The 19990-nt window shown below is 72.7% G+C and carries 22 protein-coding genes and 1 tRNA gene; 17 read left to right on the top strand and 6 right to left on the bottom strand.

Annotation, left to right across the window (positions count from 1 at the left end; genetic code table 11):
* Positions 1 to 14 precede the first annotated feature (14 nt).
* A complete protein-coding gene (locus Gocc_RS08895) occupies positions 15 to 860 on the top strand; it encodes an alcohol dehydrogenase catalytic domain-containing protein (RefSeq protein ID WP_181813497.1) in 846 nt (281 codons plus the stop codon).
* A complete protein-coding gene (locus Gocc_RS16145) occupies positions 857 to 1813 on the top strand; it encodes a zinc-dependent alcohol dehydrogenase (protein WP_181813496.1) in 957 nt (318 codons plus the stop codon). The genes Gocc_RS08895 and Gocc_RS16145 overlap by 4 nt, the downstream gene beginning before the upstream one ends.
* Here the strand turns inward: Gocc_RS16145 and Gocc_RS08880 are convergent.
* From Gocc_RS08880 to Gocc_RS08865, 4 genes are all read right to left on the bottom strand, one after another.
* Entirely contained in the window at positions 1780 to 2220 is a 441-nt protein-coding gene (locus Gocc_RS08880; protein ID WP_181813495.1) for a type II toxin-antitoxin system VapC family toxin, read from the bottom strand. The genes Gocc_RS16145 and Gocc_RS08880 overlap by 34 nt on opposite strands.
* On the bottom strand, positions 2217 to 2534 hold the full coding sequence (locus Gocc_RS08875; RefSeq protein ID WP_114796162.1) for a type II toxin-antitoxin system Phd/YefM family antitoxin: 318 nt from the start codon (positions 2532 to 2534) through the stop codon (positions 2217 to 2219). Before Gocc_RS08875 ends, Gocc_RS08880 begins: the two co-directional genes overlap by 4 nt.
* Before the next feature lie 54 nt (positions 2535 to 2588).
* Positions 2589 to 3272, bottom strand: a complete 684-nt coding sequence (gene nucS / locus Gocc_RS08870; RefSeq protein ID WP_114796161.1) for an endonuclease NucS — start codon at positions 3270 to 3272, stop codon at positions 2589 to 2591.
* A 69-nt stretch (positions 3273 to 3341) separates the two neighbouring features.
* Positions 3342 to 4010 carry an MBL fold metallo-hydrolase gene (locus Gocc_RS08865; protein WP_114796160.1) on the bottom strand — a complete coding sequence of 223 codons (669 nt, stop codon included), beginning with the start codon at positions 4008 to 4010 and terminating at the stop codon, positions 3342 to 3344.
* A gap of 52 nt (positions 4011 to 4062) precedes the next feature.
* Here Gocc_RS08865 and Gocc_RS08860 point away from each other — a divergent pair, with 52 nt between their 5' ends.
* From Gocc_RS08860 to Gocc_RS08825, 8 genes are all read left to right on the top strand, one after another.
* Complete coding sequence (locus Gocc_RS08860) at positions 4063 to 5424, top strand: hypothetical protein (RefSeq protein WP_114796159.1); 1362 nt, start codon at positions 4063 to 4065, stop codon at positions 5422 to 5424.
* 11 nt (positions 5425 to 5435) lie between these two features.
* Positions 5436 to 5843: a c-type cytochrome gene (locus Gocc_RS08855; protein ID WP_114796158.1), complete on the top strand. Its 408-nt coding sequence runs from the start codon at positions 5436 to 5438 to the stop codon at positions 5841 to 5843.
* Positions 5840 to 6667, top strand: coding sequence for a Cof-type HAD-IIB family hydrolase (locus Gocc_RS08850; RefSeq protein WP_114796213.1), 828 nt, complete (start codon positions 5840 to 5842; stop codon positions 6665 to 6667). Before Gocc_RS08855 ends, Gocc_RS08850 begins: the two co-directional genes overlap by 4 nt.
* The gene (serS, locus tag Gocc_RS08845; protein WP_114796157.1) at positions 6664 to 7863 is read left to right on the top strand and encodes a serine--tRNA ligase; all 1200 of its coding nucleotides are present in this window, start codon (positions 6664 to 6666) and stop codon (positions 7861 to 7863) included. Before Gocc_RS08850 ends, serS begins: the two co-directional genes overlap by 4 nt.
* A 46-nt stretch (positions 7864 to 7909) precedes the next feature.
* Positions 7910 to 7999: transfer RNA gene (locus Gocc_RS08840), tRNA-Ser, on the top strand.
* 190 nt (positions 8000 to 8189) lie between these two features.
* On the top strand, positions 8190 to 9086 hold the full coding sequence (locus tag Gocc_RS08835) for a hypothetical protein (RefSeq protein WP_114796156.1): 897 nt from the start codon (positions 8190 to 8192) through the stop codon (positions 9084 to 9086).
* 49 nt (positions 9087 to 9135) lie between these two features.
* Entirely contained in the window at positions 9136 to 9828 is a 693-nt protein-coding gene (locus Gocc_RS08830; RefSeq protein WP_114796155.1) for an HAD family hydrolase, read from the top strand.
* A gap of 4 nt (positions 9829 to 9832) precedes the next feature.
* Positions 9833 to 10555: a sortase gene (locus Gocc_RS08825; protein ID WP_114796154.1), complete on the top strand. Its 723-nt coding sequence runs from the start codon at positions 9833 to 9835 to the stop codon at positions 10553 to 10555.
* On the opposite strand, the gene Gocc_RS08820 is transcribed toward Gocc_RS08825, so the two are convergent.
* Positions 10552 to 11175, bottom strand: a complete 624-nt coding sequence (locus Gocc_RS08820) for a CAP domain-containing protein (protein ID WP_114796153.1) — start codon at positions 11173 to 11175, stop codon at positions 10552 to 10554. The two genes, Gocc_RS08825 and Gocc_RS08820, sit on opposite strands and share 4 nt — an antisense overlap.
* Before the next feature lie 165 nt (positions 11176 to 11340).
* On the bottom strand, positions 11341 to 12474 hold the full coding sequence (locus Gocc_RS15665) for a DUF11 domain-containing protein (protein ID WP_147281231.1): 1134 nt from the start codon (positions 12472 to 12474) through the stop codon (positions 11341 to 11343).
* Positions 12475 to 12763: 289 nt separating this feature from the next.
* Here Gocc_RS15665 and Gocc_RS08810 point away from each other — a divergent pair, with 289 nt between their 5' ends.
* The 7 genes from Gocc_RS08810 (at position 12764) to Gocc_RS08780 (ending at position 19959) form a co-directional block, all read left to right on the top strand.
* A complete protein-coding gene (locus Gocc_RS08810) occupies positions 12764 to 14497 on the top strand; it encodes a heparin lyase I family protein (RefSeq protein WP_114796151.1) in 1734 nt (577 codons plus the stop codon).
* Positions 14498 to 14601: 104 nt separating this feature from the next.
* A complete protein-coding gene (locus Gocc_RS08805) occupies positions 14602 to 15366 on the top strand; it encodes a tyrosine-protein phosphatase (RefSeq protein ID WP_147281230.1) in 765 nt (254 codons plus the stop codon).
* Positions 15367 to 15575: 209 nt separating this feature from the next.
* Complete coding sequence (locus Gocc_RS08800; RefSeq protein WP_114796149.1) at positions 15576 to 15998, top strand: hypothetical protein; 423 nt, start codon at positions 15576 to 15578, stop codon at positions 15996 to 15998.
* A gap of 160 nt (positions 15999 to 16158) precedes the next feature.
* A complete protein-coding gene (locus Gocc_RS08795; RefSeq protein WP_114796148.1) occupies positions 16159 to 17340 on the top strand; it encodes a glycosyltransferase in 1182 nt (393 codons plus the stop codon).
* Positions 17341 to 18534, top strand: a complete 1194-nt coding sequence (locus Gocc_RS08790) for a glycosyltransferase family 4 protein (RefSeq protein ID WP_114796147.1) — start codon at positions 17341 to 17343, stop codon at positions 18532 to 18534.
* Between the two features lie 5 nt (positions 18535 to 18539).
* Positions 18540 to 19289, top strand: a complete 750-nt coding sequence (locus tag Gocc_RS08785; protein ID WP_114796146.1) for a YveK family protein — start codon at positions 18540 to 18542, stop codon at positions 19287 to 19289.
* A complete protein-coding gene (locus Gocc_RS08780; RefSeq protein WP_114796145.1) occupies positions 19279 to 19959 on the top strand; it encodes a CpsD/CapB family tyrosine-protein kinase in 681 nt (226 codons plus the stop codon). Before Gocc_RS08785 ends, Gocc_RS08780 begins: the two co-directional genes overlap by 11 nt.
* The last annotated feature ends 31 nt before the right edge of the window (positions 19960 to 19990 follow it).

Here is a 19990-nt window from a genome sequence, read left to right as displayed (position 1 = left end):
CCTACGATACGCCGGTGCGCGCCGTCGTCCTAGGGGCCCGAGGTGAGCCCGAGCTCGCCGACATCGACGAGCCGGCGGGCGGCGGCGAGCCCGTGCGCGTGCTCGCGTGCGGGCTCTGCGGCTCCGACGTCGAGAAGATCGGGGTCGCGCCCGCGGGCACGGTGCTCGGACACGAGGTCGTCGCGGAGACCGCCGACGGGCGCCGCGTCGCACTCGTGCACCACAGCGGCTGCGGCAGCTGCCCGCGCTGCCGCGCCGGGCACGAGTCGACCTGCGAGCGCTTTCCCGAGCCGACGATCGTGCCCGGCGGCTTCGCCGAGCGCGTCCGCGCGGGCGGCTGGCTCGAGCTCCCGGCGGATGTGAGCGACGCCCGCGGCACGTTCGTGGAGCCGCTCGCCTGCGTGCTGCGCGGGGCGGAGCGCGTGCCACGCGGCCGCGTTCTCGTGGTCGGCAACGGATTCATCGGCCGCCTCTTCGGCGCCGTGCTCACGCGCCGCGGCGACGAGGTGTTCGCGATCGACCGGGAGCCGGCGCGCGCCGGACGTCCACCCGACGGCCCCGTCGACGCGGTCGTCCTGTGCGCGGCGGGCGGCGGCGAGGCGGCCCTGCGCACCGTCGAGCCCGGCGGCACCGTGCTGCTCTTCGCGGACGCCGGCGTGGTGCCCGTCGACCCCATCTACCGCCGCGAGCTGACCGTGATCGGCTCGCGCTCCGCCTCGCCGCGCCACATGGCGGAGGCCGTCGCGCTCCTGCCCGAGATCGACCTCCCCGACCCGACCGTGCTGCCGCTCGAGCGCTTCGACGAGGCGCTCGCGCTCCACCGCGGCGCCGGGGCGCTCAAGGTCGTGCTCACGCCGTGAGGGCGCTCGTCTTCCACGGACCCGGCGACCTGCGGGTCGAGGACGTGCCACGGCCCGAGCCGCAGGCCGACGGCGACGTGCTCGTGCAGGTCGAGGTCGCGCTCACCGACGGCACCGACACGAAGGCGTTCCGGCGCGGGCACCCCGTCCTGCTCGGATCGCCCCCGAGCGCCTTCGGGCACGAGCTGTGCGGCGTCGACGTCGCCAGCGGGCGCCGGGTCGTCGCCGCCAACTCGGCCCCGTGCGGCGCCTGCGACGCCTGCCGGCGCGGCCAGGAGACGCTGTGCGCGAGCCTCTTGCCGCTGCTCAACGGCGCCTACGCCGAATTCGTGCTCGTGCCGGAGCGGATCGCGCGCGTGAACCTCCTCCCCGTGCCGGCCGGGATGCCCGCCGAGCTGGCGGCGATGGTGGAGCCGCTCGCCTGCTGCCTGCATGGCGTCGAGGCCGCCGGCGTTCAGGCCGGGGACACCGTCGCGGTGATCGGGCTCGGGCCGATCGGGCTCATGCTCTGCGCCTGCGTCGCCGACGCGGGCGGGTGGCCGATCGGCGTCGGCTCGAGGCCGGAACGCCGAGCGCTGGCGCCGCTCTTCGGCGCCGAGCCGGGCGACGGTGCGGGCGCGGACGTCGTCATCGAGGCGGCCGGCAGCGCCGACGCATGGCAACTCGCGCTCGCGCTCGTCCGCCCCGGCGGCACGGTGCTCGCCTTCGGCGGCCTGCCGCGAGATGCCCGCGTCGAGGTCGACCCGTACCGCATCCACTACGAGGAGGTGACGCTGCGAGGCGCTTTCCACCACGCACCACGACACGTGCGCGCCGCGCTCGCGTTCCTCGGCAGCGGCGCCTACCCGTTCGAGCGGCTGATCACGCACCAGGTCGGGCTCGAGGGCGTGGCGGGGCTCCTGGCTGACCCACCGCGCGACTACCTCAAGGCTGCCGTCGTCGTCTCCGGGTAGACGGGGAGGCCCTCGGCACGGGCTGCCTGGCGCTGGCACTCGTCCCAGGAGACGAGGGTCGGGTCGAATGCAGCGAGCTGCATCGCGCTCGCCACATGGATCGCATCCACTCCGCGGAGTCCGTGCCGGACTCCTACAGAGGCCGCGGTGTCGACGACACCGGCGTCTGCCTCCACGATGTCTGCTCGATCTGCGAGAAACGCTCCGTCGACAACGTCTGCATCAACTGCTCCCCTTGCATGGCGCCCATCTCGAACCGCGGCCGCCATGGCACATGCAAGCTCCGCGTGCGACACGCGACTCGTAGCGAGGCGCACGCCGCTGCCCCAGACATGCCGTGCGATATCCGAGTCGGCCTCGTCGAGGAACAGCTTCACGAGCGCCGACGCGTCGAAGTATGCGATCAAGCTTCGTCGTCTTCCGTCCCTGGTTCCGGGCCATGTCCCGGCCACGGGATCTTCCCGCGCGACCACCAGAGGTAGTCCATGAGCGTCGGCCCGCCGTCATCCCACTTCATCGGAGGCGGCAGCGGCCTGGGGTTACCCCGGGCCGGAGTGATGCGGCCCTCGCGAACCATCCGATCCCAGGCGGTCTCGGCGGCACTGAGCACCGCCTTCGGCTTCCCTCGCTCCGTGACAAGAATCTCCTCGCCCGCGGCCGCACGGTCGAGCCACGTGGACAGGTTCTCGCGCAGCTCACGGACACCGACTTCCACACGCATAGGATGTAGTGTACGCCCCGGCCGCGCAAGTGTCCACAACGGACACCGCCCGCTTCAGCCCGAGAACAGCGTCAGCTCGGGCTCCCTCTCACTTCGCAACGACGCGAGATCGACCTCGACCCAGCGCAGCCCGCGCGCCTCGGCGAGCGTGCGCGCCTGCTTGACGACCTTCTGCGCGGCGAGCACGCCCCGGCAGGCGGTCATCCCCGGCTCGGGCCGGATGCGCTCGAGATACCGCGTCAGCTGCTCGACGGCGTCGAGCGTGGCGACGCGCTTGATCTCGACCGCCACCCAGCCGCCGTCGCCGTCGCGGCACATGAGGTCGACCGGGCCGATGTCGGTGGGCCACTCGCGCCGCACGAGCCGCAGATCCTCGCCGAGCGCCTCGGGCCGGGCGGCGAGCTGCTCCTGCAGGTCACGCTCGACGCCGTCCTTTGCGAGCGCGGCAGCCTCCCCCATGTCATGCTCGACGTCGCTGAGGATCTCGACGACGCGGATGTCGAGCCTGTCCTCCGTCCTGCCCGCGCGCTTGCGCACGACGAGGCGCTCGAGGGGGTCTCCCTCGCGCTCGATCACCGTCGGCGGCGTCATCCAGTTCTGAGGCTTGAAGCCGCCGCTGTCGGCGTGCACCAGCACGGAGCCGTCGGATTTCAGCATCAGGAGCCGCACCGCCTCGGGCAGGACGGCGTCGAGACGGCCGGAGTAGACGACCTCGCAGCGGGCGACGATGAGACGCACGGCGCTGGACCGTACCGTCCCGGGCGGACATGTTCAGGGGCGTCCCCCCGGAAGGAGACGCCGCCGGACTCAGGCGCGCTCGACGCGCGAGCCGCCGACGATCGCCTCGCGACCGCCGGCGAAGCGGACGAGCGCCTTGCCCTTGCCGTCGTAGTCGGGCGACCAGACGACGAGCTCTGCCTCCTCGCCGGCCACGCGCACCGCCTCGCCGAGCGGCGGCGCGACGCCGCGCCAGTAGCGGACGAACGGGTTGTGCTCCCATTCGCGGCCGATCGTCGTCTCCTCGGTGTGCCCGGGCAGCACCCGCAGCGCGGGGTCGAGGGTCATCAGTCCCTCCATCACGGAGCGGCGCACGACGTCCGCGGGCCCGCCGCCGACCGCGTCCCGGAACAGCACGTCGCCGGAGAAGCAGAGCTCGCCGTTGACGACGAAGGCGACGCCGTCGTCGGAGTGGCCAGGAAGCGCGAGCGCGCGGACGCGCAGGCCGCCGCTGACGAGGTCGCCGCTGACGACGTCGATGCGGAACCGCGCGCAGAGCTCGTCCTCGTGGACGACATGGTCGCCATGCGCGTGGGTGCGGAGCACGTGCGTCGGCGTGAGGCGCTCGCGCTCGACGACCTCGAGCAGCGGCTGCAGCGGCGCGCCGCTGTCGACGAACACGGCCACCCCGCCGGGCTCGTCGCCCACGAGGTAGCCGTTGCTGAGCCAGCCCTCCGCCATCGAGCGCGCGACGATCACCGCACGAGCCTAGCGCGCGGTCGCGCACGCCGGATTGCGCGAGACTCCGCGCATGCCGCGCATTCTCTTCCTTCTCTCCCTGCTCGTCCTCGCCGCGGCGGCGGACGCCGCCGCGGCCGTGCGCGTCGTGCCGTCGCTCGATCCGGCCGCGGCGGCACGGCGGGGCGCGGTCGGGCTCGCCGTCCCGGGCGCAGGACCGACCACGACGCGCGAGAGCGCCCTCAACACGCTCCTGACAGGGCGGGCGAGGAGCTCGCTGAACGGCGGCACGCCGGCGGGCACGCCGCTGATCGCGCTCGGGCAGGGAGGCCCGCCGGACACGCTCGTCGTCCTGCCGCCGCCCGGCCGTAGCGCGAACGCGCGCTACCCGATCGGCGTCGTCGGAGGCGGCGCAGACGGCGTGCTCACCTCGAGCTCGACCCGCATCCGCGGGCTCGTCTCGCTCGCCGACGTCGCCACGGGCCGGGTGCGGTGGGAGCCCGACGACGACCCGGTCGGCACGCTCAGGGCGCTCGAGCGCCGCATCGAGCGCAACGACCGCATCCGCCTGCCGCTCTCCATCCTCGCCGCGGCTCTCGCCTACCTGGTGGCACTCGTCCGTCCCCGCTTCGGCCCGCGCATGCTCCTGCTCGCCCTCGCCGGCAACCTGTGGCTCGCCGGGCCGTGGGTCGTCGCGCTCGCGGCCGCGACGGCGCTCGTGCTCCCGCTCGGACTCGCCTGCGCGGCGCTCCTCGGCGCATATCTGCTCGCGTTCGGGCTCGACCCCGAGTCGGTGGCGCTGTCTCCGTTCGGACCGTCGCAGGCGGGGCGCTTCTACGGCGTCTCGAACCTGCTCGAGACGTTCCTGCTGCTCCCCGCCCTGCTCGGCGCGGCGCTGCTCCGGCGGCTCGGGGTGATCGTCGCCGGCCTCGCGCTCGTCACCGTCGCCGGCAGCCGCTTCGGCGCCGACGGCGGAGGCCTCCTCGTGCTGCTCGCCGCCTACGGCGTTCTGGTGCTGCGGACGCTGCGACTGCGGCTGACGCCGGCACGGGCGCTCTCGCTCGCCGCGGCCGCCGTCGCCGCCGGCTCTGCGCTCGTCGGCCTCGATGCCCTGCTCGGTAGCGCCAGCCACGTTACGAGCGCGCTCGCGGGCGGGCCGGCGTCGCTGCTCTCGGACATCGGCGGCCGGCTCGAGGCGTCCCTGCGGCGCACGTCATCCGGCGTCGGGCCCGCGTTCGCCGTGGTCGCCTCGCTCGTGCCGGCAGCCTGGGTGGCGACGCGCCGGCCGCGCCGGCCCGTCACCGACGCGCTCCTCGCTGCGCTGCTCGTCTCGCTCGTCGTCAACGACACGCCCGGCGACGTGGTCGGGGTCGGCGCGGCGGCACTGTTCACCGTGTGGCGGTTCGAGTCGCGCGAAGCGCTCGGGCCCGGTTAGACTCTCGCCACATGCGCCGGACGACACCCCTGCTCGTGCTCCTGCTCCTCGCCGTCGGCCTGCTCGCTGCGGGCTGCGGCGGCGGCAAGGAGGTGGGCGCCACGCCCGAGACCGTGGTCGGATCGGTGCCGACCGCGACCGCGCCGTCCGGCGACCTCCCCGCCCTCGCGCTGAAGGGCGACGCGACGGCCGGCAAGTCGCTGTTCGCGAGCCAGGGCTGCGGCGGCTGCCACACGCTCGCCGCCGCCGGAGCGAGCGGAAACGTCGGCCCGAACCTCGACCAGGCGAAGCCGAGCTACGAGCTCGCCGTCACGCGCGTGACCAAGGGCCAGGGCGCCATGCCCGCGTTCGGCGACAGCCTCAAGGCGCAGCAGATCGCCGACGTCGCCCAGTTCGTCGTCCAGTCCAGCGGCGGCTGATCCTCCCTCCCGGCTTCCCGCGCGACGTCCAGGCCTTCGCCTGCGACCTCGACCGCACTCTCGCCGGCCACGACGGCCTCCTGCGCCCCCGCACGCTGGCAGCGATCGCACGCTCGCGCGCCGCCGGCATCCCGGTCATCGTGGTTACCGGCAGGATGTTCCGCTCGGTGCGCCCGTACCTCGAGCAGGCAGGCATCGACGATCCCGTCGTCTGCTACCAGGGAGCGGCCGTCGTCGATCCGCTCTCGGGCGCCTTCCTCCTCCATGAGCCGATTCCCCTGGAGGTCGCGCGCGAGACGATCAGCGCCCTCACGGACGCCGGCTACTCCCCCAACTGCTACGTCGACGACCGCCTCTTCGTCGCCCGCCACACGGAGTACTCGCGCCTGTACGCCGAGTTCCAGCACCTGCCGGTGACCGAGGTCGGCGATCTCGCGGCGTGGCTCGAGAGCCCGCCGACGAAGCTCGTCGCCGTCGCCGACCCCGATCACCTGCCGCGGCTGCGGGCGACGATCGAGGAGCGCTTCGCCGGCCGGCTCTTCGTCACCACGTCGCTGCCGTACCTGCTCGAGCTCGGCAACCCCGCCGTGTCGAAGGGCACGGGACTCGCCTTCGTCGCTGGGCGGCTCGGCCTCGACGCGTCGCGCGTGGTGTCGTTCGGCGACGGCGAGAACGACATCGAGCTGATCGAGTGGGCCGGCTTCGGGATCGCCGTGGAGGACGCGCACCCGCTCCTGCTCGAGCGCGCCGACTGGACGTGCCCGAGCGCGGAGCAGGAGGGTGTCGCCGCGGTGATCGGCTCGTACCTAGACTCTCGCCCATGATCGACCTCAAGGCGGCACGCGCGAACCGCGCCGAGTGGCGCGCAGCGCTCGCGCGCAAGGGCGCGGCGGACGCGTTCGACGCGCTGCTCGCGGCCGACGAGCGCTGGCGCGCGCTCGTCCCCCGCGTCGACGACCTGCGCTCCCGCACGAAGCTGAAGGGCAAGCCCACGCCGGAGCAGCTCGAGCAGCTCCAGACGCTCAAGGAGCAGCTGCGCGCTGCCGAGGAGGAGCTCGCCGCCGCGGAGGCCGCCCGCGACGAGGCGCTCGCATCCGTGCCGAACCCGCCGCACCCCTCGGCGCCCGACGGCGACAGCGAGGACGACGCCGTCGAGCTCCACCGTGTCGGAGAGCCGCCGGCGCTCGCCGAGGTACGCGAAGCGACGGAGATAGGCCGCTTCGAGCTCGAGCGCGCGGCGCGCGTATCGGGCTCGCGCTTCGGCTACATGGTCGGCGACACGGCCCTGCTCGCGCTCGCCGTCTACCGCTTCGCGATCGACCACGTCGCCCGCGCGGGCTTCACGCCGGTGCTGCCGCCCGTGCTCGTGCGCGAGGAGGCGATGGTCGGGACAGGGTTCTTCCCGACCGAGAAGTCGAACATCTACGAGCTCGAGGCCGACGGGCTCTTCCTCACCGGCACGTCGGAGGTCGCGCTCGCCGCCATGCACATGGGCGAGATCCTGGACGAGGCCGAGCTGCCGCTGCGCTACTGCGGCTTCTCGACGTGCTTCCGCCGCGAAGCCGGAGCCGCCGGCAAGGACACGCGCGGGATGTTCCGGGTGCACCAGTTCAACAAGGTCGAGATGTTCGTCTTCATCGACCCGCGGGAGTCGTGGGCCGAGCACGAGCGCATGGTCGCGCTCGAGGAGGAGCTGCTCGACAAGCTCGGCCTCCCCTACCGCGTCGTCAACGTGGCGGCCGGCGACCTCGGCGCGCCCGCCGCGAAGAAGATCGACATCGAGGCGTGGTTCCCGTCGCAGCAGCGCTACCGGGAGGTGACGTCGTGCTCGAACACGACGGACTTCCAGGCCCGGCGGCTCGGCATCCGCATGCGCGGCGCGGGCGGCCTGGAGCCGCCGCACACCCTCAACGGCACGGTCGTGACCGACCGCGCCGTGCTCGCCCTCCTCGAGAACTTCCAGGGCGAGGTGCCGGACGTGCTTCGTCCGTACGGAGCCCCGCAACGGGTCGAGAGCTGAGCCACAAGCGCCTCTCCTCCCCGGCCGCCGCGTAGGATTGCGGCTCGGCGGGGTGCCGGAGCGGTCGAACGGGGCGGTCTTGAAAACCGCTGGGCGTGCAAGCGTCCCGTGGGTTCGAATCCCACCCCCGCCGCCATATCCGCCGCCGCGGCAGCGTCTGCCCGGCGGACGGAGGCACCGCGGCCGCCACGCGCCCCGGTTGCGGGGGCGCTCGTTCGCGTGGAGGAGGCAGGCGGGAGCCGGCGCCCCGATCCGCGGCCCCGCGCGGGATTCCCTCGACCCAGGGGTGCGTGCCGAGGCAGTGCGCACCGATAGCCTGGAGTGCCATGCGCGCGCGGCACCTCGTCCTTCTCGCGGCCTGCGCCTCCCTCTTCGCCCCCGCGGGCGCGCCCGCATCGGCCCTCGTCGACCGGGACGCCAGGGCCGTGAAGCTGCAGGTGAACGCCGCGGGCCAGGCGCTCCTCTCCTACGAGGCGCGCGGCAAGAAGTGGAACGTGCTCGCGTGGGGCGCCGTCAACGCGATCGCGCCCACCCCCGCAAGGAGGCAGGTCGAGTTCAAGCTGGACTACTCCGGCGGTTGGGGCACGTACAGGAAGGACGTGTGGAAGAGCTTCCGGAACACGTGCGGACCCTACAGCGGCCCGCCGCTCGCCTGGCTCGTGACCGCATGCACGGCCAGGGACGGCAGCCACTGGGCCGTGCAGTCGTGGCAGCGCGCGCTTCCCAACTACGGGCTGCGACCGACGCCCAGGCAGGCCGTCTGGGAGCTGCGGCTCTCACACTGGACGGGCCCGCTGCCCGAGCTCACGGTGCGCCTCAACTGGGCCTACCGCAAGTTCGACCACATCTTCGGCTCGTTCACCTACAACGGCTCACCGGTGCATGGGTTCCAGTCGACATCGGTCGGCGAGCCGCTCGACACGTTCGGTCGCAACCTCTACGTCGATACCTTCAACTCGGCCTACGGCGCCGGTTGGAAGCGCGAGAACAGCTTTCTCACGCACAAGGGCACCGGAACGTTCTGCTACGGCTTCTACCCGCACGGCAGCCGGCCCGCCGGCAAGGGTGAGCGCTACCGCGCCACCATCATCGGCCCCGGCGTGACACCCGACGTGATGTGGCAGGGCGAGCCGCTCGGGAGCTACAACCAGGCGCTCGACCTCGAGCTCCACGAGCAGCAGCGCGCCCTGTACGGCAGCGACACGCTCTGCAAGCCCGTGTAGCGGACGCAGCCGGCCCGGCCCTGCCGGCGGCGTCCGTAGGATCCGCCGCATGATCGCAGCGGTCGTGTTCGACATGGACGGCGTCATCGTGGACAGCGAGCAGGTCTGGGACGGCGTCCGCGAGCAGCTCGTCGCCGACTGGGGCGGGCGCTACTCCCCCCAGGCGCAGCGGGCGATGATGGGCATGAGCTCCGGGGAGTGGTCGCTCTACATGCACGAGGAGCTCGGCCTGCCGCGGCCGCCCGAGGAGATCAACGACGAGGTCGTGCGCCGCATGCTCGAGCGCTACCGGGCCGATCTGCCCCTGATCGACGGGGCGGTGGATGCCGTTCGCTCCCTTGCCGGGACGTTCCCGCTCGCGGTCGCCTCCTCGTCGAACCGCCCGCTCATCGACGCCGTGCTGGAGACGGCGGGCATCGCCGACTGCTTCGCCGCCACGGTCTCCTCGGAGGAGGTCGGGTGCGGCAAGCCCGCCCCCGACGTCTACCTCGAGGCCGCCCGCCGCCTCGCTGTCGCACCCGAGCGCTGTGCGGCGGTCGAGGACTCCGGCAACGGCATCCGCGCCGCCCACGCGGCCGGCATGCGCGTGCTCGCGTACCCGAACCCGCACTACCCCCCGCCCGCCGGCGCGCTCGAGCTCGCCGACGTGGTGCTCCCCTCGATGCGCGCCCTCACACCCGACGCGGTGGCGAGGCAGGCGCCGGCGCCCACTCGACAGCGTCGGGATCCGAACGTACCCTGAGACCGTGATCGTGAGCGAAGACGCCGTCGTACGACGGCCGCGCAGCCTCCCGCGCCGGGCGGTGCGGGTCGGCGGCACGATCCTGATGGCTCTCGGGCTTCTCGCGCTCGTGTGGGGATTCGTCGTCTGGCGCTTCGGTGACCCGGTGACGGGGCTCTACACACGCTGGCAGCAACGCCAGCTGCAGACCGAGCTCTCTCAGGTACAGCGGCGCTACGCGGCTCCCGCACCCGCGGCCGGGGCGGCAAGCGCCTCCGCGGATCCGGCCGCCGCAGCAGCCGCGATGCGCCGCCAGGCACGACGCCTCAGATCCGAGACCGGCCGAGGAGAGGCGCTCGGGCGGATCCGCGTCAGCCGCATCGGGTTGGACATGATCGTCGTCAACGGCACCGATCGCGACTCGCTCGTCCGCGGCCCCGGCGTCGACCCGCGGACGCATCTTCCCGGCGAAGGCCAGCTCGTCTACATCGCGGGGCACCGAACGACCTACGGGGCGCCGTTCGCCCAGATCGACCGCCTGCGCCCGGGCGACCGCATCGAGCTCGACATGCCCTACGGGAAGTTCGTCTACCGCGTGTCGTCCCACGTCATCGTGCCGGCCGACGATCTCGACCGGCTGCGTTCGCGCGGGCGCGAGGAGGTCGCGCTGCAGGCGTGCTATCCACGCTTCTCGGCGCGGCAGCGCTACATCGTCTACGCGACGCCCGTCAAGACGCCCGCGAGCTAGCGGTCGCCGAACTCGTTCACCCAGACGGTGACGCCACGACGGCCCTGGAACGTGTCGACCGCGACCGCGGCGAGCCCCTGGCGCCGCCACTGCGGGCCGAACAGGTTGGCCCGGTGGGTGGGGCTGTTGAGCCACCCGTCGACGACCACGCGGGGTGCTCGCCACGGCCCTTCCGCGAGGTAGAGGTTCTCCCCGACCGCGCCGGTGTAGCCGGCTGCGCGAACGCGGAACGTCCAGTCGCCGCCGCAGGGGCTGTGGTCGAAGTTCTCGCAGCGGGCGATGTCCTCCGCCTTCTTCAGCGAGCTCACGTTGAGGGGCGGCGCGAGCGCGAGAGGCTCGAGACCGCGTCGCTTGCGGGCCCAGTTGACGAGGCAGGCGAGCGTTCGCTGCTGGCGGGCGAGCGGCAGGTCGGTGCGCTCACCGCCCGGGCACGCCGCCTCGCCCGCGAGGTACGGCTTCCAGCGGTCGTTCCCGGCGTAGAGCGACGCGGTGCTCAACGCGAGCGCGCGTGCCGGCGCGTCCTGCGAGGACTTGACGAGGCGAAGCGGGACGGCTGAGCCTTCTCCGCCGCTCGCCGCTCCGGACACGAACAGAAGCAAACCGGCGACAGCGAGCGTCATCAGCGAGCTCGTGCGGCACCGACGGCCGGCATGTCTCGCGACAGCCACCCGCGGGAGGATACAGCGCCGTTCGACCCGGTGCACGAGTCTCCTTCCTCTCGCATGAAGCACGTCACCGCGCGCTGTGCCGCCGGCCCTTCAGCCGGCGGAACGGCGCGTCCATCGTCAGGCGACGAGCTCGAGCTTCGCGGTAGCCTTGCGCTGTCCGCTCTGGGCGCGAATGACGATCGAGAACCGCTGACCCGCGGCCAAGGCAGGAAGCCGGAAGCGGACGCTCCACGTGCCGCCCGGGAGCGTGCGCCGCCAGACGATCGGCTGCGCCACACCCCCCACGTAGACCTGGGCAGTGACACGCGCGCGCGTGGAGAGCTTCAGGTACGCAAACTGCTCACCGGCGACGATCCGCCCTTTCAGGGCAGACACCGTGAGAGGCGTCTGCCGTGGCAGCACCGGCAACGTCAACGTGCCTACGTCATCCGCCGGCGTGGCATCCGTCTGGATCGCGCGCGCCCTCGCGGGAACGAACAACTTCCGGCCGCGCGCGACGGAGACGGGGGCGCGCACGGTCGCAGAGGCGCCGATCGGAAGGCTGCCGAGATCGCAGTCGATGATCGTCACGCCCGTGCAGCCCGGCCCACGGCTTGCCAGCGCTTTGCCCTTCGGGATCGTGTTGTCCTGAAGGGTGATGAGCACGTGCACACCGCCCGCCGGCGCCTTGCCCCTGTTCACGACCGTGACGACGACCGAGAGCCGGTCGCCGAGCCTCAGCCCCTTCACCCTCGACGCCGACACGGTCGTCGCCAAGTCCGGCAACGAGGCCGCCGCGCCGCCGCCGCCGGAGCCGCCGGAGCCCGAGCCGCCGCCACCGGAGCCCCCACCGGAGCCACCAGAGCCACCGGAGCCGCCGCCGCCCGACGGGCAGGCGAGATTGAACTGCGTGGCGCCGAGATCGAGGTCGGCCGGCGGGTAGAGCGAGGGCGGGCCGAGCACGAGATCCGTCTCGCTCCTGCGGTTGCACGGCATCTTCACCGACAGCGTGGCGCGTGTCTCGCTCGCTGCGAACACGCCTGTCGCCGTGTCGAAGATCTCGTTCCCGTCGGCGAACTTCGAGATCGCGACGAAGCTCACCTCACAGCCGTCGCGAACGACGTGGAAGGTCGCCGTGGCAACGAGCCCGCTCACCGTCGTCGACTCGTGGAACGCGCACAGGGATTCCGCTGCGCCTCCCCGCTCGGGCACGCCCGCGAGCACGACCGACGACGCCGCGAGAGCGGCCAACACCCACCTACGTGACGTCATCCTGATCCCTTCCCCCCACAGACGTGGCGCACCCCCTGCCCAGCAGACTAGAAACGTCGGCGGGAAAGTCAAGGGCCTGCGCGCCGGGCGGCAACGCGCGCGACCGCTGCGCCGCCGGCGCCGATCCGAGCGCGCCCGCCGGCCGGCGGTAGCCGCCCCCGCCGGCGACGAGGCGCGGGCGCTCGCGCGATGCCAGCGCTCACGGCGACCCGTTCGAGGGGTCAAGCGCCGCGCCGGGGATCCCGACTCCTCTTCTACGTAGCCGCCGAGCACGAAGGGGAAAACCACCATGAGGAACGTCGATCGCCGGAACGTCCGGGTTCGCCTGTCGCGTGTTGCGGTCGCGGCGCTCGCGCTCGCCGCCGCCGTCCCTGTCACCGTCGCCGTCTTCGACCTCGCCGCCGGTCGGGCCCTGGCGGCGGCGTCGGGGTCGAGCATCGACCTGCGCCTCGATTTCGAGACGGGGAACGGGTCGCAGTTCTCGGGGTTCGAGTGTCCGCATCCGGAGACTCAGCTCGAGATCTACGACGCGTCCAAGACGGCGTATCCGGCGCCGCGGCAGGGCAGGTACGCGGCGCGCATCTCGGAGTCCGCGGCCGACGTGTGGTCGGGCAACAACATCGTGCGCTGCCTGGGCGCCCGCTATGACAGCGGCGAGTCGGCGGGCAAGGACTACTACTACGGCTTCTCGCTGTACGTTCCGGCAGCCGGCCTCAGCGACAACCTGCTCTGGGAGCTCCACCACCCCGCCTCCCTCTACAACCTGCCGGGCTGCAGCGTCGCACCCCTGGCGTTGCATGCTCGCAACGGCGGCCTCAACTTCCGGATCGCGACGGGGAACTGCACCGTCGGCTCCGGCTACGCCTACTGGGACCCGAACATCACGCTGCCGGGCCTCGCGAGCGTGCCGCGCTCGACCTGGCTCGACTTCGTCGTCCACATCTCGTTCTCGGAGACGAACGGCACGGTCGAGCTGTGGTATCGCGCCGGCAACGATCCGTTCCCGCCGGCGCCGCAACTGAGCCGCACCAGCATCCCGACGCTGCCCTACACGAGCAACGTCCGCAACGTCACCCTCTACACCGAGATGGGGCTCTACGCCGGCCGCAGCGGCTACACCGGCAGCGACACCGTCTATCTCGACGGCTACCGGCGCGCCACCAACAAGGCCGACGTCCTCGCCGAGTTCCCGACCGGCGACACACCGGCGCCCGCACCGGCACCCGCACCGGCACCCGCACCGGCACCCGCTCCCGCTCCCGCTCCCGCTCCCGCTCCGGCACCCGCGCTGGTCTCCGAGCCTCTGATCAGCGGCACGCCCCTCCAGGGCCAGGTCCTGGCCTCGTCGACGGGCACGTGGGCGAACAACCCCACCGCCTACGCCCACCAGTGGCAGTGGAGCCGCGACGACGGCGCCACCTGGCTCAACGTGAACGGCGCCACCCGCCCCACCTTCGACGTCAGCCCCACCTTCGTCGGCGCCAGCGTCCGAGCCGCCGTCACCGCCGCCAACGCGACCGGCTCCACGACCGCCTTCACCACATCCGTGACACCCACCGCCGCCGCACCGGCTGCCGCTGCTCCGGTCGACGTGTCGGCGCCCGCTGCTCCCCCGGTCGTCGCGGCGCCGAGGAACATCGTGCCTCCGACGATCATGGGGGTAACGAAGAAGGGCCGGACGCTTGCCTCCTCGGGCGGCGCGTGGTCGAACGCCCCGACCGACTACGCCTACCGGTGGCAGTGGAGCCGCGACGACGGCGCCACATGGCTGAACGTGAACGGCGCCACCCGTCCGACCTTCGATGTCACCGCCACGTTCGTCGGCGCAAAGCTACGGGTCGCCGTCACCACCTCCAACGGCGCCGGCTCGGCTACCGCCACGAGCACACCCGTCCGGGTCGCGGGCACCCCGGCCAGGGTCAAGGCGAGCGCCTCCCGGATATCGCCCACCGCGAACCGGGCCCGCGTCACACGATCGATCCTCGTGGTGCCCCGTCACCCCCACCGACAGCGAGGCCGGTAGCCGCGGAGCCGCCAGGGGGCAGATACCCGAAGCCGCCCGGAAGCCGCCGCAGTCGATCCGTGGAGGATCTCCGCTGACAGGGCAAAGGCTCTACGCTAGTGGCCGTGATCGACCTCCACAGCCACATCCTGCCGGGCCTCGACGACGGGGCCCGGAATCTGGAGGAAGCGATCGAGATCGCCCGCTCGATGGCGGACGACGGCGTCGGCGTCGTCTCGGCGACGCCTCATGTCCGCGACGACTATCCGACCTCGCCCGACGCGATGGAAGCGGCGCTCGGGCTCGTCCGCAGCGCGGTCGCCGAAGCCGGCATCGCCCTCGACGTCCGCGGCGGCGGCGAGATCGCGCTCGACCGGCTCGGCTCTCTCGCCGACGACTCGCTCGCCCGCTTCGGTCTCGGCGGCAACCCACGCCTGCTGTTGCTCGAATACCCGTATCACGGCCGGCCGCTCGGTCTCGAGCACGAATGCGCGCGCCTGCGGCAACGCGGGATCGTCACCGTGATCGCCCACCCGGAGCGGAACCTCAGCGTGCAGGAGCGCCCAGGCGACCTCGAAGAGGTCGTTCGCGCCGGCGCCGTCGTGCAGCTCACGGCCGCATCTGTCGACGGGCGCCTCGGTCGCGCATCCGCTGGATGCGCCAGACGCCTGCTCGAGCTCGAGCTCGCGCACCTGATCGCAAGCGACGCGCACGCTGCGGGCGTGCGCGAGGCCGGCATGTCCCAGGCCGCCGCGGCCGTCGGAGGGGGCGAGCTGGCCCGCTGGCTCACCTCGGACGTTCCCGCCGCGCTCCTCGAGGGCGACGAGCTGCCGGCCCGGCCGGCCGGCCTGCGCCGGCGAGGCGGCCTGCTCGGACGCCTCAGGCGCTAGCCTCGGCCGGCGCCGCCGGCTGCCCGTCGCCCTGCCGGAGGGGCCGAGCGGTCGACTCGGCCTCGCCCGCTCAACGCGAGCGGGCGACGAACGAGACCCGGCGCCGCGGGCCCGCGAAGCGTCCGGCCGGCCACACTCGTAGCCGCCTGTCGCCGCGGCGCGGGGGCGACCGGCTCCGAGCCCGATCCCAGGGCGGGAGCGGTCGGACGGTGGACCTCGGCCAGGAGCGTCAGCGCCGTGATCACGACGGCCCAGGCGATCATCAGGGCGAGGCGGCGGGCGGCAGGGACGCCGAGGCGCCGCGAAGCTCCGCGCCGAGGTCGCCGACCCGGCTGAGGCCCAGGGGCGGCCTCCACCTCGCCGCCGCCGGGGAGCGCAGCCCCGGCGGGCGCTTCGAGCTCCGCGGCCGGAATCGGCCGCTGGAGGACATCTCTACGGGTGCCGTCGGCGACGAGGTCCCACGGCTGCTCGGGCAGGGCCGCCCGCGCTGCGGCCGCGGCGACCGGGTCGACGAGCGCCAGCTCCGGGCTGATCACCTCGAGCGGCGCGCCGCCGCCGTCACCGGCGCCCGCTCGAATCCCCGGCGGCCCGCCCTGATGTCCCGCCATCTGGTTGCCACCTTCTCCCGGTAGATGCTTCGATCTTCTCGAAGCCCGCACGGTCTCCTGCGGCTCGGGACGCTGCCGCCCGGCAGGCGACGCGCTACTTTAGTCGTGCCCCCGCCCAGCCGAAGGGTTGATTCGGAGACCGTAAGCGCTGATCGCTGCTGCACAGGACGATCCGGACGACGCCGTGACTGAGACCCCGTTTTCGATCATCTGCCTGTCGCCCCAGGAATGGTCGGCGAGCCTTCCGACGAACCGGCAGCAGATCATGCGCCGAGCGGCCGAGCGCGGCCATCCCGTCCTCTTCGTCGAGACCGGGCAGTTCGTCGGAACGCACCTGTGGCGGCTGATCCTGCGGCCCCGCCGCAGGTCGCTGCTGCGCCGCCTCTTCACCGGTGAAGCGGCCGCACCCGGCGTCACCGTGCGCAAGGCGCTGAACGTGCTCCCGTGGGGCCAGCGATACCGAGCGAGCGACGCGGTGAACGGCCGCATCAGCAGGTGGGTGGTGGCACGCGCCGCGCGCGGCCTGCCGCGACCACGCGTGATCTGGCTCTACGATCCGCGCGCGACCTGGGCCGTCGGCCACGCGGACGATGCCTTCGGCGTCTACGACTGCGTCGACGACTATCCCGAGCAGGCCACCGGCGAGCGGAATCGCGCCCTGGTGGCGGCGGCAGACCGCCGTGCAGCGCTTCTCTCCCGGCTCGTGTTCACGACGACCACGCCCCTCTTCGACCGGCATGCGCGCACGAACCCGCGTACGCACCTGGTACGCAATGTCGGCGACTTCGCGCATTTCGCGCCGGCGAGCGATCGCGACCGGGCGCCGCGAGAGCTCCGCGATCTCCCGCGCCCCGTGCTCGGCTTCGCCGGCAACTTTCTTCCCGGCAAGGTCGATTTCGAGCTGCTCGACGAGATCGTGCGCTCTCTCGAGACGGGCAGCCTCCTGCTCGCAGGGCCCGCGGCCGACGGCACGGTCAGGCGCCGGCTGAACGAGGCCGTGCGTCACCCCAACGTCACCTGGCTCGGGTCCGTGCGGTACGAGCAGCTGCCCTCGATCGTCGCCGCGTTCGACGTCGGATTGATCCCCTACCTGCGCAACGAGTACACGCGCAGCTGCTTTCCGCTGAAGCTGTTCGAGTACCTGGCGGCGGGCAAGCCCGTCGTCGCGAGCGGGCTTCCCGAGCTCGAGGGCATGGAGCCCGACGTCGTCGTCGCTTCCGGAGCGGCTTCGTTCATGGCCGCCGTCGGCACGGCCGCCGGGGACGGAGACGCGGCGGCCGTCGCCCGGCGGCAGGCGATCGCGGCGGCGAACACCTGGGAGAGCCGCACGTCGCGCCTGATCTCGCTCATCTCGCAGGAGCTCTAGATGCGCCTGCTCGTCGCGAGTGACCAGTGGTCGCCCGACGCGATCGGCGGCTCGGCGCGCGTGGCGGCCGACACGGCTCGCGCTCTCGCGGCGCGAGGCCACGCGGTCAGCGCGATCGTGCCCGCTCAGCCCGACCGTCCGGCCCGGGCGCTCGAGGATGGAGTCGAGGTGCTCCGAGTGCTGCGCCGCGGCCGCCTGCCGCAGACGATCGGCGACCGGCTGCAGACGCGACGCGCGGCCCGTTCGCTGCCGTCATCGTCGTTCGACATCCTCGTCGGTCACCAGTCGTCGACCGCCGCCGGACTCGCGGCGGGAATGCCGGAGCTGCCGCTCGCCCTCGTCTTCCACGCGTCGGCCGTCCTCGAACGCAGATACCTGCGCTCGCGCGCAAGCGGACGGGAGCGGGTCTTGCTCGGCGCGCTCGAGCCTGCGCTCGTCGCGTTCGAGCGCCGCGCGGTCACGCGGGCAGCGGCGATCCTCGTCCTGAGCGAGTACAGCCGGGAGCTCGTGCTCTCCCGTCACCCCGATGCGGCCGACCGCATCCGGCAAGTCCGTGGGGGCGTCGGCTCGGCCTTCCTCGCTCCGCCGCGCGAGACCGCCGCGGCGGTGCGGGCGCGCCACGGCATTCCGCCCGAAGCCGTGTTCCTGCTCACGACGCGCCGACTCGAGCCCCGCATGGGCCTCGAGGAGCTCATCGCCGCCCTGGCGTCCGTCGCCGACGAGCGGTTCGTCCTCGCCGTCACCGGCGACGGCGCCGGACGCGCTGCGCTGGAGGATCTCGTCCGCTCGCTCTCCCTGAACGAGCGCGTACGATTCCTGGGACGCGTGGACGAGGACGAGCTGCGCTCGCTCTACGCCGCCGCCGACCTGTTCGTCCTGCCGACCGTCGCATACGAGGGATTCGGCATGTCGACGATCGAGGCGCTAGCGAGCGGGACGCCCGTGCTCGGCACCGCCGTCGGGGCCACCCCGGAGATCCTCGCCCCGCTCGACGCAGCGCTGATCGTCCCGCGCGCGGACTCCGCTGCCATCGCGGAAGGGCTGCGACGGATCGTTCCCCGGCTGACTCCCGAGCTCCGGAGCCGCTGCGCGAGCTGGGCGCGCGCCGAGTACGCGTGGCAGGAGGCCATCGAGCCCTGGGAAGCCGCCCTGGAGCGGGCGATTGACGCGAAACGGGTTGCGGGTAACCTCTGAGAGCTATGGCGACCATCGACGTCTACCGTGCGCTGTGGCGCCATCGGCTCCTCATCATCGGTCTCACCGTCCTCACCGGGGTCGTCGCGTACGTCGTCACGTCGCAGCAGACGAAGATCTACGAGGCCACCGCGCTGGTGCGCATCCAGCAGAAGATCACGACCGCCAACGACGCCTTCGGCTCGCTCGAGCTCGGCACGCGGCTCGCTCAGACGTACGCCAGGATCGTCGAGACGAAGGCCATCGACCGGCGGGTGGCGGCGTCCCTGCAAGGCGTCGTACCGGCGTCGGAGATCAACCTCTCGGCGAAGCCCGTCCCCGAGGTGGAGCTGCTGCAGGTGTCGGCGCGCAGCCAGTCGCCGACCAATGCCGCCCTCGTCGCGAACCAGGCCACCGCCGCGCTGAAGTCCTTCGTCAACGACACCGGGACGCTGCGCGACCAGATCATCGTGATCGACAGGGCCTCCGTTCCCGATTCGCCCGTGTCTCCACGCGTCAAGCTGGTCGTGGCGCTCGCCGTGCTGCTCGGCCTCATCCTGAATGCCGCCCTCGCGCTCGTCGCCGACCTCTTCGCCGACCGGATGCCGGACGCGACCGACATCGAAACCGTGTTCGGACGCCCGCTGCTCGCGATGATCCCGTCGCTGTCGCTGGCGAAGCCGTCGACCGTCGCGGTAGCGACCATCTCCGGGCGGCGCGGCCTGGCGCAGCCACCCCTGGTCGAGAGAGAGAGAAGTCGCGGGCGTGGCCGCTAGGGTCGACCGCGGCGGCGACTCGGCTATCCGCGGTCTCGTCGACGTGCGCAGCCCGTCGGCCGAGCCGTTCCGGATGCTGCGGCTCGCGGTCGATCTACGCCCGAGGGGGGACGTCCGCCGGCCGGTCGTGTTCACGAGCGCCGACCCGGCGGAGGGCAAGTCGATCATCGCCGCCAACTACGCCTTCGTCGCCGCTCAGACCGACCGCAGGGTGCTGCTGGTCGACGCGGACATGCGCAAGCCCACCCTCCACAAGCTGTTCGGTGTCCGGGGCACGCCCGGGCTGACCGAGGTGATCGCGGCGGGCATCGACTACAAGACGGTGATCAAGCCGATTCAGAGGGAGCCCGGAGTGCTGCACCTGCTGGCGGCGGGAACGACCCTACCGAACGTGGGAGATGTCGCCTCGTCCGAGGCGATGGAAACGCTGTTCGCATCGGTGACGGCGCTCTACGACCTCGTCGTCGTCGACACGCCGCCTCTGCTCGCGGCGTCCGACGCGGCAACGCTCGCGTCGCACGTCGGCGCGGACGTCGTGTTCGTCGTCGCGCACGGCACCAAGAAGCGCCGCGTCACACGGGCCATCGGCAAGCTCGACCTCGTCGGCGTGAACGTCCTCGGGTTCGTCGCCAATCGCGAGGGCGATCTGTCGGAGTACGGCTACTCCTAGAGAGCCGTGCGAGCGGGGTCGCCGATCGGTA

This window comes from Gaiella occulta (assembly GCF_003351045.1).
GTDB classification, from domain to species: Bacteria; Actinomycetota; Thermoleophilia; order Gaiellales; family Gaiellaceae; genus Gaiella; species Gaiella occulta.
The sequence above is the reverse complement of the archived record's forward strand: the minus strand, read 5'-3'. Positions and strand labels throughout refer to the sequence as shown.

Excerpts from the sequence above, each read along its gene's own strand:
- Gocc_RS08875 (WP_114796162.1), bottom strand. The coding sequence starts at position 2,534 with ATGCGTGTGGAAGTCGGTGTCCGTGAGCTGCGCGAGAACCTGTCCACG.
- Gocc_RS08860 (WP_114796159.1), top strand. The coding sequence starts at position 4,063 with ATGCCGCGCATTCTCTTCCTTCTCTCCCTGCTCGTCCTCGCCGCGGCG.
- Gocc_RS08855 (WP_114796158.1), top strand. The coding sequence starts at position 5,436 with ATGCGCCGGACGACACCCCTGCTCGTGCTCCTGCTCCTCGCCGTCGGC.
- serS (WP_114796157.1), top strand. The coding sequence starts at position 6,664 with ATGATCGACCTCAAGGCGGCACGCGCGAACCGCGCCGAGTGGCGCGCA.
- Gocc_RS08835 (WP_114796156.1), top strand. The coding sequence starts at position 8,190 with ATGCGCGCGCGGCACCTCGTCCTTCTCGCGGCCTGCGCCTCCCTCTTC.
- Gocc_RS08830 (WP_114796155.1), top strand. The coding sequence starts at position 9,136 with ATGATCGCAGCGGTCGTGTTCGACATGGACGGCGTCATCGTGGACAGC.
- Gocc_RS08820 (WP_114796153.1), bottom strand. The coding sequence starts at position 11,175 with ATGACGCTCGCTGTCGCCGGTTTGCTTCTGTTCGTGTCCGGAGCGGCG.
- Gocc_RS15665 (WP_147281231.1), bottom strand. The coding sequence starts at position 12,474 with ATGACGTCACGTAGGTGGGTGTTGGCCGCTCTCGCGGCGTCGTCGGTC.
- Gocc_RS08810 (WP_114796151.1), top strand. The coding sequence starts at position 12,764 with ATGAGGAACGTCGATCGCCGGAACGTCCGGGTTCGCCTGTCGCGTGTT.
- Gocc_RS08790 (WP_114796147.1), top strand. The coding sequence starts at position 17,341 with ATGCGCCTGCTCGTCGCGAGTGACCAGTGGTCGCCCGACGCGATCGGC.
- Gocc_RS08785 (WP_114796146.1), top strand. The coding sequence starts at position 18,540 with ATGGCGACCATCGACGTCTACCGTGCGCTGTGGCGCCATCGGCTCCTC.